The organism is uncultured Methanospirillum sp. (genome assembly GCF_963668415.2).
Taxonomy (GTDB): domain Archaea; phylum Halobacteriota; class Methanomicrobia; order Methanomicrobiales; family Methanospirillaceae; genus Methanospirillum.
This window is the reverse complement of the sequence record NZ_CAXXDL010000001.1, coordinates 2,292,641-2,305,325: the sequence shown is the minus strand read 5'-3', so window position 1 is coordinate 2,305,325 and position 12,685 is coordinate 2,292,641. Positions and strand designations below refer to the sequence as shown.

Below are 12,685 nucleotides of genomic sequence, written 5' to 3'. Positions count from 1 at the left end.
TTTTTTACCGCCGGGATAAGATCTATTCATTATGGGAACATTAGCAGGATTTTTTCTCAATACCTTGCCCGGTTTACTGAACCGAACCCCAACCCGGAAATCTGATCCTGCAAGAAAAAGGGTTGGAAAAGTACCAGTTTATCTTATCACCGGGTTCCTGGGATCTGGAAAAACCACGTGCATAAACCAGATCCTCAGTTCCACTATGGGAGTCCGGTTCGGAGTGATCGTCAATGATTTCGGCTCTATCTGTATTGACCAAAGCCTGATAGAAGGGACTAGAGACCAGGTCATTGCACTTGAAAACGGGTGTATCTGTTGTTCACTCCGAAATAACCTATCTGAAGCGATAACCACCCTCATCAAGTCAGATTCTGAACCAGAGATCCTCGTGATCGAGGCATCAGGAGTGGCAGATCCATTTGGGATCATCAGCCTTCTTGAACATGAAGAGATAAAAAAGATAGTCAGAATTGCAGGGGTTATCTGTCTGGTGGATGCGGAAAACGTCTCATCTGTATCTTGGATCATGAGTCATCTTGTGAGAAAGCAGATCCGATCCGCAGACCTTATTCTTCTCAACAAGACCGACCGAATCTCTGAATCCAAAAAGGCAACCATCAGAAAAGAATGGATACCACCCGGTATTCCATTGCTGGAGACAGCATATGCTGCCATCCCGGTATCGTTGATTCTGGGGATAAAACATGCCGGTCCTTCTGAACATCCTTCTACAGGAGAACCTGCCGGTCATCATCACCATGACAGTAGTGAGCATGGATTTTCTACCGTCTCCTGGACGAATACTTCACCGATTCGCCTCTCCTGCCTCCACGCATTCATGAAAAACCTGCCTCCCACAGTAATAAGGGCTAAAGGCCTTGCATACATCAATGAATTACCATTACAGCAGGTCATCGTCCAGGTGGTTGGAAGGCGGGTCTCGTTGACAAAAGGCAAGCCCTGGACTACGGGAGATAAAGCAACTCAACTCACGTTTATAGGGATCGGGGACAAAATGGAAAATGATGATATCAGCACCAGGCTGGAGTCATGTCTGGTAAAACCGGCATGATATCCAGCCCTCTTCGATCAGATCATCCGGGATTTACATACATAACCACCCCTGACTCATTGAAATAGATTCAGAATACCAGATACCGTGTGGTTTTACAAGTAATTGATCCCATACAGATTTACCAAATCATCAGATCAAAACGTGTTTAATCATTTTTTATCCACACTGTGGAATTTTGAAACTGTTGCTTTTTAACTCGTCAAATATTGTACTCACATTTTCGTCCAATTATCCTTGACATTCCTGGCCCTTCTTACGATAAGATACCAGGTGGCATTTCTGCATCATAGAATTTTCAGAAGGTAATTGCACCAAAAACCGGACAGCACAGGATACAGAATTCCACGCATGATAGTTTTTTTCAAACTACTTAAATAACACAAATTTCAAGATCAATTTCAAAATTATTAATTATTAGTAATTCAGTACAACTGAATAAGATGCATATGAGTATTATAATCTCAAAGTGTAACTAACAGATAACTTTGGCGATTATTTCATGAATGCATCAGATTAGTCATACCATACATGCGGGAGTACAATGAAACTATTAGCGTATCTGGTAATTCTGACCCTATGCTGCAGTATCCTGCCGGGCCTGGCACTCGCGGATACTGATCTGGCATATGATCTCGGATCCCGGGCAGCCACAGTGGGGATGGATCTGCTCAAGTTTGAACCTGGTGACGAGAACATCCTCGCCCTTACCAATGCGGGCCATGCACAGATCAAGGGAGAGACCACAGAACGGGCACTCTCCGGGATTACTGATGTATCAGGACTCCGGACCGGCGATGGCAACCTCTTCCAGGTCAACAGACCGAACTGGAAGCCGCTCTGGTTCTACTTCTTTAATAAGAAGACCGGCCTTGCAGCTTACATGGAGATCGATGCCTCAACCAACAGCATAAAAGGCGAAGAACGGACAGCCCTTCCGGCTGACAAAGTCTTCTCCCAGATCTCGCTGATGATGGTGGACCTGGACACGATGCTTGCACGGCCAGACGATGCAAATGCCACATTTACAAAGAAAAAATTCAGCGGTAATGAGTTCTCCCTGATCGGACTCTCCAATGTCTGGGCAAATGGGGCTACATACGACTTCATGAATGCGGCTGCTTTCCATGACCATCTCTGCCCCGGTGTCACCTCAGGGTACATGATCATCAAGTACGTGGAGAAGAACCTCCCGATCACCAACACTTCAGAGACGTACATCGACATCGGAAGTCCGAACTGGTGCAAAGAGGATGCATTCCAGATGATCTGGGACTCCACACCTGGAAAGAACAGTGAGTTCGTGATGGCCTTAAGTGCTGATGATGAGGCTGCACTCAAGGCAAAATACGGAACACGACCGGCAGGAATCATCATCCGCTGGAATGATGCGGCAAAGAAAGGAACCGGAGTTGCTCTTGGGTTTGACTTTGACAAAGTGAATGCTGATACCGGAGTTGCTAACTGGACCGGACCCTCATGGGCTCCAAAACTGGTTGAGGATATCGGGATGATGCCCCTTGTAGACAAAACCGAAGACTACATAACCACGCTCAAAGAGTTCCCGGTTGACGAAGCAAACCTGACAAAACTGAAGACAGCAGGAAATAACCCCTACAAAGTGCTGGGAATGCTGTAAGGAGACATAAATCCACCTATTTAGACGAGGAATCACATGACACGATTATCAATGTTTTCAATTACTGTACCCTTTAAAATTCTGACACTCATTGCCCTCCTAGGACTGCTCGCAGTACCGGCAGCGATGGCCGCTGATACTACCGCTGACAAGACCGTTACCGACAGTTACGGGAGATCCGTTTCGATCCCGTCAGAGCCGAAAGAGGTCATCTGCTCTGGATCCGGTTGTCTTCGGTACCTGACCTATCTCGGAGCACAAAATCTTGCCTCCGGTGTTGACAGTATCGAGAAGGAACCGCAGAAGATGGATGCACGGGGATACGCACTCCTCAATCCACAGTTCAAGGATCTCCCCCTCTTTGGCGAGTACCGGGGAAAGGATGACCCTGAAAAGATCATCGCAATCAGTCCGGAGATAATCTTTAAGATCAGTTCAACCGGACAGACAGAGGCGGCCACCAAGGATGAAGCAGACAAACTCTCTTCTAAGACCAGCATCCCGGTCATCATGATGCCGTACGGATCGCTCCGGACCGCAGAAGAGCAGGAGCAGATGTTCAGCACCCTTCGTCTCATGGGAGATGTCACCGGGAAGAAAGACCGGGCAGAAGAACTGATCTCCTACATCGAGGCGACCATCGCTGATCTGCAGAGCAGAACCAAGGGCATTTCTGAATCTGAACAGAAGACAGCCTATGTCGGTGGTGTCAGTTATGCAGGAGCTCACGGCATTATCTCAACCGAACCGGCATACCCGCCATTCCTGTGGGACAACATCAAAAATGTTGCCGGAAAAATGGGCTCTCAACATGCCGATGTAGCAAAGGAAGCTATCGTAGACTGGGATCCTGACTACCTCTTCATGGATGTCGGAACACTTCAGATGGATAGTGATGGAGGAATTGGTGAACTCAAAAATGATCCGGCACTTGCAGGTCTGAAAGCAGTCAAGAACGGAAACGTCTACGGAGTTCTGCCGTACAACTGGTATAGCACTAACTACGAGAACGTTCTTGCAGACGCGTACTACATCGGCAAGATTGTGTACCCTGACAAGTTTGCTGACGTTGATCCAGAAGCGAAAGCAGATGAGATCATGACCACGTTCCTTGGATCATCCCCGCTCAAGGATATCAACTCCCAGTACAAGAACATGGGATTTACCAAACTGACCATCTGAACCAGGAATGAATAACCCCCTGATTCACTTCATTTTTTGGAGAAGAGTATCATGCACCTAGCTGATGGAAAAACTCCTGCCGACTATCTCGGGTACATCAGGGTGAAGATCCTCTGCATATGTGCCGGAATTGTCCTGGTATTCCTGCTTCTGATCCTCTCGATATCGGTAGGAGCAGTATCTATTCCTCCCGGTGACGTGCTCTTCACCCTGCTCGGACAGAATGTAAGTACCAAATGGGATGCGATCATCTGGAACATCCGTCTCCCTCAGGCTTTGACAGCAATCGTCGCCGGAGTGGGACTCTCAGTAGCCGGGGTCGCCATGCAGTCGATCCTGAGAAATCCCCTCGGATCGCCTTTTACCCTGGGTATCTCAAATGCCGGTGCATTTGGTGCGGCCGTGTCAGTTATCCTGCTCGGAACCGGCCAGATGCACTCAACCGTTGCCGGTGCGGTCACCATCAACAACCCGTACACCACGACAATCATGGCTTTCATCTTCTGCATGATTGCAACCGGTATCATCCTGATGATCTCCCGGATCAGGGGGGCATCTCCCGAGGTGATGGTGCTCACCGGAGTGGCACTCTCCTCGCTCTTTACTGCAGGCACCATGTTCCTGCAGTATTTTGCTTCAGATACGCAGCTCGCAGCAGTGGTATTCTGGACATTCGGTGATGTGAGCAGGGCAAACTGGCCTGAACTGGGACTTATGACCGTTCTCGTCACACTCTCCACGATCTACTTCCTCAGTAACCGGTGGAACTACAACGCCATCGATGCAGGCAACGAGACTGCAAAAGGGCTCGGTGTCAATGTTGAGCGGGTCCGTATCATTGGAATGACAGTTGCAGCCCTGATTACGGCTGTTATTGTCGCATTCCTCGGCGTCATCGGTTTTGTAGGCCTTGTATGCCCGCACATGGTCCGCAGGATCATCGGAGACGATCAACGATTCTTAATTCCCGGTTCATGTGTGATGGGAGGAATCCTGCTTCTGGCGTCAGATACTGTGGCACGGCTTATCGTTGCCCCGTATGTGCTCCCGGTGGCAGTACTTACTGCATTCATGGGAGCTCCGGCTTTCATTTATCTTATCATCAGGGGGTATCGTCGATGATTCTCAATGTGGAAGAACTGAAATTTCTATACAGAAACAGGGAAATACTGGAGAATGTCGCACTTGAGGTGAACCACGGGGAGATGGTTGCCATCCTCGGACCGAATGGGGTCGGAAAGACAACACTTCTCAAATGTCTCAACCGGATCCTGAAGCCTAGGAGCGGCCAGGTATACCTTGATGGTGCAGAAGTCGGCAGTCTTGACACAGGAGAGATAGCACGACGGGCAGGATATGTCCCCCAGCGGGTCGAAACCGGGAGACTTACCGCTTTTGATGCGGTTCTCCTCGGTCGCCGCCCCCATATCAAATGGGATGTGACATCACATGACCTGAGTATCGTGGATGCAGTCTTCACCCGGCTCTCGATGGAATCTCTACGGCTCTCGTACATTGACGAGATGAGCGGGGGAGAACTCCAGAAGATTGCAATCGCCCGGGCTTTGGTCCAGGAACCACGGATCCTCCTCCTTGATGAACCGACAAGCAGTCTTGACCTCAAAAACCAGGTGGAGATCCTCTCAACGATCCACGGAATCGTGAGAGAACATGGAATTGCTGCGGTAATGACGATGCATGATCTCAACCAGGCATTCCGGTATGCAGACCGGTTTATCTTCCTGAAGAATGGCAGAATTCATTTTCAGGGCGACAGGTATTCGGTAACCCCTCATATCATCGAAGAGGTCTATGGCCTGCCGGTAGTAATGGGGACAATAGAAGGGATCACGTGTATCATGCCCGGCCTTCCCGGTGCCGGGATGGTACACCAGGAGAATTAAGATTACTATGTGTTCAAACGATTCAACAAAAACAGAACCGCAGCCTGAATACGCATCATTTGAGAATGCAGCAGAATTTCACGGGCATGTCTGTCCCGGTCTTTCAAGCGGATACCAGGTTGCAATTGCAGCCATGAAGGCACTCGGAGTTACAAGGCCAAAAGATGAAGAACTTGTAGCCATTGCCGAGACCGACGCCTGCGGGGTTGATGCAATCCAGGTGGTCACCGGATGCACGGCAGGGAAAGGAAACCTGATTGTTCATGATTATGGGAAGCATGTGTTCACTTTTTACTGCCGGGAGAGTGGCAAAGCGGTCAGGGCCATGACCTGCCTTGAGGAGTTCATGCCACAAAAACCAGAGATGGATGTACTCAGGCCAAAGGTCTTCTCAGGCACGGCTACCGAAGAAGAGCAGACAACGTTCTATGCCATGGTGAACCAGGTCTCAAAAGCCATCCTTGAGGCCCCATCAGAAAAGGTTGTGAAACTTGAGTTTGTCCAGATGGAACCTCCAAAGAAGGCACGGATATTCACCTCGATTCCATGCGGATGCTGCGGTGAGATGGTGGCAGATGCAAAGACCCGTGAGCATGAAGGGAAGCAGATCTGCATGCCCTGTTTCCTGAAGTTGAAAGAATGAGAGTTTCCGGTTACAGATCAGAGATAAAACCTGCTCTTCTTCTTTCTCATCTCCTCTTCAGTCACTCCTTCTGTCCTCAGTTTGTACGACCAGCTCTCTGACATGTCATTGATGGATATCAGATGGTCCGGACAAGCCACCACACAGGCAAGACAGGCGATGCAGGAGTCTTTCCCTGCTCTTCCAGTCTCCGGATCCATAGATCCTGTCGGGCAGCAACGGACACATCTCCCACAATCTGTACATGAACCCTGCCGGGCAGGCATTTGAGTAAGAATCCTGAATCTGAACTCTTCGATGCTGTCGAGGAATTCATCAGAGTGTGATGTCCGTTCCATCTCACCAAGAGTCCTACAATCCTCCCCGGTGAACCTGCAAAGAACCTGTTCAGCATAGGCACGGGCAATCTCTAAATCAGACTGATCAGGCCTGCCTTCCATCGCTTTCCATCCGCCGAGGTTGAAGGTGTGCGATCCACAGAACTCAGCCGAGGCAACAACAGAAAAGCCCTGGTTCTCAAGCAGTGACCTGGTTGTCTCATGGGCGGGATGAATACCAAATCCTCCATACGTAAAGAACAGGGCAATCTTTTTTCCATGACCCTGGAGAGTGGCTAGCCACTCCCTGACCACACGGGGAGCCCGCCATGAGTGAACGGGCAGTCCCAGGACAACTAGATCACCGGAGCCGGGGATGACCCCTGCGTTGCGTGAAGTATACGGAGTAATATCAATCAATGTGGCATCTGCACCAAGCCGGACATATTCCTCCTTGATTACTCCGGCTATTCGTGCGGTGTTTCCCGTTGCCGAGAAGTACCAGATATCAATCTTCAGGGGTGGTTGGTTGTGTTGAGCAGACATATGATCCTCTTTTAGTAATAGACTTAACAATAATTCGGTTGAAAAAAATTACCCGGACTGCATGAACTCGCCGGCTGTCTCTTCTATTGACCTGATAACACGCATAAGAAAGGTGTACTGATCAGCGGTGATATCACCGAGTTTCTCCTGCATGCGTGAAAAAATGATGGCGTGGTGCTGTTCATGACCAAGGTATGCGATCTGCCCACGGGGAGTGAGTCTCAGGCGGGTCTCTTTCTCATTGTCAGGACTGCGATATCGTTCAACCAGATTTTTCTCTGCGAGTCGTGCGATCATCTGAGAGACAGCACTTTTGGAGATCCCCAGAGACGAAGCAAGAGAGGTGACATTGATATCCTGATTCTGGCCTATCGCCATGATCGTGTGTATCTCTGATCCATAGAGGAGATCACCGGAGCCATAGTCACGGGGGGTTTTTTCCAGTTCACTCATTTTATTGAGGATCCGGATCCACCCGGCAGAGAACTGCATCATTTCGGCAGACGTTACCATATCAGCCTCACGTCACCTGTTCTCATGGTCCATTATTGGTAAGCACATTATCAATATAATTGATTGGATGATCGTATGATCGCCATACAACAAAGAATATATATTTTTGCGCACATGAGTAGCACAGAGGTGATATGATGGTATGGAACAAGTATTACACCCGGGCCATGGTACTGTTGGGTCTTCTCTCGATCTGCCTGATCATGCCGGTGTCTGCATATAATGAATACCTGGATGGCGGTTTCCTTGGCATTCCGTCTGACATCTACTCACGGATGGATCCCTCTGTCACGAACAATATTATAGGGACTGTTCAAGAGAAGACACTCTTTGGACTATCTGATGACAAACCTCTTCAGACAGGATACTGGAAGAGGCCATCCTACAATCTCTGGCAAAGGAACAGGTACAGCATCTTTAATCCATTCTGGTTCAGACCCACCTTCTTCTTCTGACTTTTTTTATCTGATGAATCACCCGGGTGGAGAGAGTGCAACCGTGACATCCTGAACGGTGATAATACTGCATGTTCCATTCCTGCTGCTAGTCCCAGTATCATCGTTGTCATCCCATTTTTTACTTGAATACGACATAGTACATAGTTGCTAGCTCAACTAACATGATAAGACCTCCAGAAAGGATCTGAAGTCGTCTGCCCAATCTTCAAATGTAAATACATGTCCGGTACCCGGACATCAGGAACCACATGATACGATGATTTTCAAAAAAATACACCTCGTTATGCTCTGTTTTACCGGTTATCTTGCGATGGCAGGAGGATCGCTTCTGGCACCTGTCCTGCCCGAGATGGTAACTCCTCTTCAGACCACGGCTCAGGCTGTCGGGCTGCTAATGTCAGTTTTCACACTCTCAACAGCGATATTCACCCTGGTACTGAGCCACTTCATAGACCGCCTCGACAGGAAACAGATCCTTGTACCCAGCCTGCTGATATACGGACTGACCGGCATTGCAGGGTACTACTCAACCGATTTTACAGTACTTCTGGTCATGCGGTTCGTCCAGGGGATAGGTGTTGCCGGGATGATGACCCTCGCCTTCCTGATCATCGGGGAGGCATACCGGGGAGTTGAGAGCATCAGTGCGATAAGCAGGATGAGTATGTCCCTGGCTATTGGAGCAATTACTGCACCAATGATAGGCGGAACCCTCGCCAGCATGGGATGGAACTACCCGTTCCTCTTCTTCTTACTCTCCATCCCCTTTGCCCTGATGGTGACAGTATTACTCCCTGAAACACGGGAACAGAACAGGAATGTGAGACATGCAGGGATCAGTGAAGCGTTATCTGCTCTCCGAGAGTTCCCGGTAACCTACACGATATTCATGGGATTCTCGATCTTTTTCCTGCTCTATTCACTGATCATCTACCTCCCTTTCATGCTCAAGGAGCTGTTTGACTTCTCATCAGGAGAATCCGGCCTGATGCTTGCCATTGAAGGAGTTGCCGTTGTGATCCTGGCATCACAGATGAGAATGCTCTCATGCAGGTTTTCCATGATCCGGGTTATTGCCGTGGGATTTTTTCTCGTCGGCATATCGATGCTCTGTATCTCGTTCACCTCCTCCATCACAGGTATCTTTCTCCTGCTGATCCTGTTTGGTGCAGGACTGGGGCTTGCACAGACGGCCATCGATGCCCAGATCATTCAGATCAGTCCGGCAAGATCGAAAGGCGGTATCCTCTCGATCCATACATGCATGAAATACATGGGAATGAGCCTTGCTCCCATCATCCTTGGAGTCATCCTCTCCTTCACCGGGCTGCAGACTGTCTTTATCATCTCCGGAATTCTCGGAATCGCTGTCACCATCGCGACACTTCTCATGAGAGGGCGGTTTGACGCCCTTGTTATTCAGGGATCAGAACCTACAGTATCCGCCAGGTAACCAGGGATTTTTCCATTTCTCATTTTAACCTCACCTACCCTAGCCTGATCCTGGTACCAGCAGGAGCAGGGAAAAGATTTGGACAGTACTGATCGATATAATCATTCAGCCTTCAGGATCCAACAATCAGTTATAGGTGACAATCCCATCACCATCAGAGTCAGCATGATCAGATCAGCATGTAACCTCCCGGGGAAGCAGAAGAGAAGCAGAATATCTGGACGGACCCTGCTTATCGCAGTACTCCTGACCGGACTGTGTGTAGTTCATGCCAGCAGTCTTCCGACAATCCTCTATCCCTTAAAAGAGTCTCCACAGACCGGGCCATACCAGGATGAGCAGTTCATGGCTTTGGCAACCGATGCAGTATACAGTCTCTCCAATGCCACAATCCCGAACGGAACTGAACTCCGTGACCTGCAGACCACCCAGCAGAGACTGGCATCGATGAACATCAGCCCTGACTTCTACCAGAAGGCACGAAAGATAAACGCATACCTGTATTATACCGCCCAGGCCGGGGATGCCTACTCAGATGCCATGAGCCTTTCAGGAAAAGCATACTCTCCGGTATATGAAGATCCATCTGCAATGAGTGAGGTCCAGGAGTATCAGGGGGCATCAAAGACGATGTGGAGCCAGATCCAGGATCTCTTCCCGAACGTTACCCCATACCGGATCACGACAGAAAAGAAACCCTTCTCTGTGAACGAGGATCCGGACTTCAAGCAGCCCAACAACCCGTTCTCATCGTACTCGGAAGAGGATGCAATATATGATCAATACTATCGATGATTGTCGATCACATGCCGCGCAATTGCCGACCGGCTCGCGAACGACATGACTTGATCAGGTGCGAAAAGAAGTGCTGAAATTTTCCCCGGATCTGTGATGCCATATATAACCTCCCATCACCATCAGACTTTTTTCCACAACTGTTTCATCGTGGAGAAAAGATGAGCAAAAAAAATTGTTTGCTAAACTACTTTTTCTTAGTTAAAGCAAATTCGGTTATAGCAAAAACGGCATTTTTCGTCTTTTTTCCATTTTCGTGACCGGTATTCTTTATAACGGGACATAATTTCGAAACATTTAACTAAATACTGACCAACTAAGCAATTACCACAACGGTATTGTAACGCTCTATGTGTGTGGTATTGCATAGTGAGTACTCTTGTGTCTGATCAGAGTTACGCAGGAGATAGGTTTACATGGAAGAGATTGTATTAGGCATTGGTATTACTGCATTGGCGGGAGCTCTTGCCACAGTTGCCGGTGCTGCGGAAGATACAGAATCTGATATCGGTTCACAGGGTGACCCGAACTCTCAGGTTCAACTCGCTCCGCAGATGGGATATATCCACCGCATCTTCAACAAGGCAGTCTCCGGTGAGCCACCAGCATACGGGCTTTGGTGTGCCATCGGGGCTGGAGTGGCCTGGGCTTTCTTGCAGCTTAACTACAACCCGGCTCTTGCTATTATACTTGGCTCAATAGTTGCGGTGTTTATTCAGGGTATCTACTGTACATCAGGTTACCTTGGACGTACCGCAAGTCTGGCCAAGTTCAAGCAGCCGGTCTATATCGACATCCTGAAGTCTTTGACTTCGGTGACGATGGCTCATGCGTTTGTCGCGATATTCTGTACCACAGCAGTGTGTTACCTGATGTCCGCAGCGCTGCACCACCCGTTCGCACTTCCGCTCCTCGGACTTATCTGGGGTATAGCGCTTGGTGCAGCAGGTTCAGCATCAGGAAACCCGTTCTATGGAAAGGAACGCCAGTACCAGAACCAGAAGTTCGGTGCCGGTGTCCCAATCTCTGCATCAGGAAACATTGTCCGGTATGCAGAGGCAGGCCAGAGATCTTCCCTTGACAACGGCTGGTTCACCACCAAGTTTGCCGGTCCGGCATCAGGGATCTGTTTCGGTCTGATTGTGTTCCTTGAACTCTGGCGTACCATTCTCTTTGAGAAGGCGCTCGCCGGATGGGGAGCAGTCATCGCAGGAATTGTCCTCATTCTGGTGTTCACATTCATCGACCGCTGGATTGAGGTATGGGGACGTAAGACCTACGGACCATACACTGAACCAGAGGAGGCATCATCATGAGTGCACTCGGAGGAAAGGCAGCCGGTGGTGACGGTATCAATATGTCCGGAACCATCGTCGGTATTGTCATTATCCTTATTTCAATCGGAATCACCGCTGTTCTTGGTGCATCCCTGGTTGTTCCCCTCATCGGGATCATCATTGGTGGCGCACTGATCGCATTCGGTGTTCACTTCGTCCCTGTCGGTGGAGCACCGGCAGCAATGGGACAGGCACCAGGTATTGCAACTGGTGTGGCAATGCTCGCAGCAGGTGCCGGTCTTGCCGGTCTCTTCGGCGGTGCATGGGCATACGAGACAACTGGCGACTTCCTTATCTCCATCATCGGTGGAGCAGTCGGTGGTGGCCTGATGATGGCAATCACCTGTCTGATGGTGAACGCAACTTACGTCTTTGCCATGGGTATCCCTGCAGCATCTGGAAAGATCGCAAAGGACCCAATCACCGGGGACACCTTCCCAGAATACAAATCCCAGGGAACTGAGGGACACGGTCTGCCATTCATCTCCTTTGTTGGTGGTGTAATTGGTGGACTTATCGCTGGTCTTGGAGGAACGATCATCTACATCGAACTTCTGGATGTATACAGCGTCGGTCTCACAACCCTGCTTGAAGCTCAGGCAACTGCAATTCAGCCACTTGCAATCTCACTTGCAGGAATCTTTGCAATTGGATTCTTCCTGGTCAACGCAGTGCTCGCAGCATACAACATCACCGGTACCATCGAAGGACCACACGACCCCAAATTCAAGCGGGTTCCCCGTGCAGTCATCGGTTGTGCCGTTGCATCTGCATTCTGTGGACTCATCTCACTGCTGCTGGTGACCAACATCGGGATGTGAGG

13 protein-coding genes are annotated in these 12,685 nt (G+C 49.4%); 11 read left to right on the top strand and 2 right to left on the bottom strand.

Annotated features, from left to right (window positions below):
• The first annotated feature begins 31 nt into the window (after nucleotides 1-31).
• The 6 genes from ACHZA2_RS10855 to ACHZA2_RS10830 all read left to right on the top strand — a co-directional run bounded on the left by ACHZA2_RS10855 (nucleotide 32) and on the right by ACHZA2_RS10830 (nucleotide 6,443).
• Entirely contained in the window at nucleotides 32-1,075 is a 1,044-nt protein-coding gene (locus ACHZA2_RS10855) for a GTP-binding protein (RefSeq protein WP_319579720.1), read from the top strand.
• 544 nt (nucleotides 1,076-1,619) lie between these two features.
• Complete coding sequence (locus tag ACHZA2_RS10850; RefSeq protein WP_319579719.1) at nucleotides 1,620-2,714, top strand: FmdE family protein; 1,095 nt, start codon at nucleotides 1,620-1,622, stop codon at nucleotides 2,712-2,714.
• A gap of 36 nt (nucleotides 2,715-2,750) precedes the next feature.
• Nucleotides 2,751-3,896, top strand: coding sequence for an iron ABC transporter substrate-binding protein (locus tag ACHZA2_RS10845; protein ID WP_319579718.1), 1,146 nt, complete (start codon nucleotides 2,751-2,753; stop codon nucleotides 3,894-3,896).
• Nucleotides 3,897-3,947: 51 nt separating this feature from the next.
• Entirely contained in the window at nucleotides 3,948-5,018 is a 1,071-nt protein-coding gene (locus ACHZA2_RS10840; protein WP_319579717.1) for an iron ABC transporter permease, read from the top strand.
• Nucleotides 5,015-5,800: an ABC transporter ATP-binding protein gene (locus tag ACHZA2_RS10835; protein ID WP_319579716.1), complete on the top strand. Its 786-nt coding sequence runs from the start codon at nucleotides 5,015-5,017 to the stop codon at nucleotides 5,798-5,800. Before ACHZA2_RS10840 ends, ACHZA2_RS10835 begins: the two co-directional genes overlap by 4 nt.
• 7 nt (nucleotides 5,801-5,807) lie before the next feature.
• Nucleotides 5,808-6,443, top strand: coding sequence for an FmdE family protein (locus ACHZA2_RS10830; RefSeq protein WP_319579715.1), 636 nt, complete (start codon nucleotides 5,808-5,810; stop codon nucleotides 6,441-6,443).
• Nucleotides 6,444-6,460: 17 nt separating this feature from the next.
• Here ACHZA2_RS10830 and ACHZA2_RS10825 read toward each other — a convergent pair whose 3' ends face one another.
• Both ACHZA2_RS10825 and ACHZA2_RS10820 read right to left on the bottom strand, forming a co-directional pair.
• Nucleotides 6,461-7,306, bottom strand: a complete 846-nt coding sequence (locus tag ACHZA2_RS10825) for an EFR1 family ferrodoxin (RefSeq protein ID WP_319579714.1) — start codon at nucleotides 7,304-7,306, stop codon at nucleotides 6,461-6,463.
• Nucleotides 7,307-7,354: 48 nt separating this feature from the next.
• Nucleotides 7,355-7,819, bottom strand: coding sequence for a MarR family transcriptional regulator (locus tag ACHZA2_RS10820; protein ID WP_319579713.1), 465 nt, complete (start codon nucleotides 7,817-7,819; stop codon nucleotides 7,355-7,357).
• Between the two features lie 134 nt (nucleotides 7,820-7,953).
• Between ACHZA2_RS10820 and ACHZA2_RS10815 the strand changes: the two genes are divergently transcribed.
• The 5 genes from ACHZA2_RS10815 (at nucleotide 7,954) to mtrD (ending at nucleotide 12,683) form a co-directional block, all read left to right on the top strand.
• Nucleotides 7,954-8,274, top strand: coding sequence for a hypothetical protein (locus tag ACHZA2_RS10815; protein WP_319579712.1), 321 nt, complete (start codon nucleotides 7,954-7,956; stop codon nucleotides 8,272-8,274).
• A gap of 259 nt (nucleotides 8,275-8,533) precedes the next feature.
• The gene (locus ACHZA2_RS10810; RefSeq protein ID WP_319579711.1) at nucleotides 8,534-9,730 is read left to right on the top strand and encodes an MFS transporter; all 1,197 of its coding nucleotides are present in this window, start codon (nucleotides 8,534-8,536) and stop codon (nucleotides 9,728-9,730) included.
• Between the two features lie 78 nt (nucleotides 9,731-9,808).
• Nucleotides 9,809-10,525 (top strand): hypothetical protein, encoded by a 717-nt coding sequence (locus ACHZA2_RS10805; RefSeq protein WP_319579710.1) that lies wholly within the window; start codon nucleotides 9,809-9,811, stop codon nucleotides 10,523-10,525.
• A 416-nt stretch (nucleotides 10,526-10,941) separates the two neighbouring features.
• The gene (gene mtrE / locus ACHZA2_RS10800; protein ID WP_319538817.1) at nucleotides 10,942-11,841 is read left to right on the top strand and encodes a tetrahydromethanopterin S-methyltransferase subunit E; all 900 of its coding nucleotides are present in this window, start codon (nucleotides 10,942-10,944) and stop codon (nucleotides 11,839-11,841) included.
• Complete coding sequence (mtrD, locus tag ACHZA2_RS10795) at nucleotides 11,838-12,683, top strand: tetrahydromethanopterin S-methyltransferase subunit D (RefSeq protein ID WP_319538818.1); 846 nt, start codon at nucleotides 11,838-11,840, stop codon at nucleotides 12,681-12,683. The genes mtrE and mtrD overlap by 4 nt, the downstream gene beginning before the upstream one ends.
• Nucleotides 12,684-12,685 lie beyond the last annotated feature (2 nt).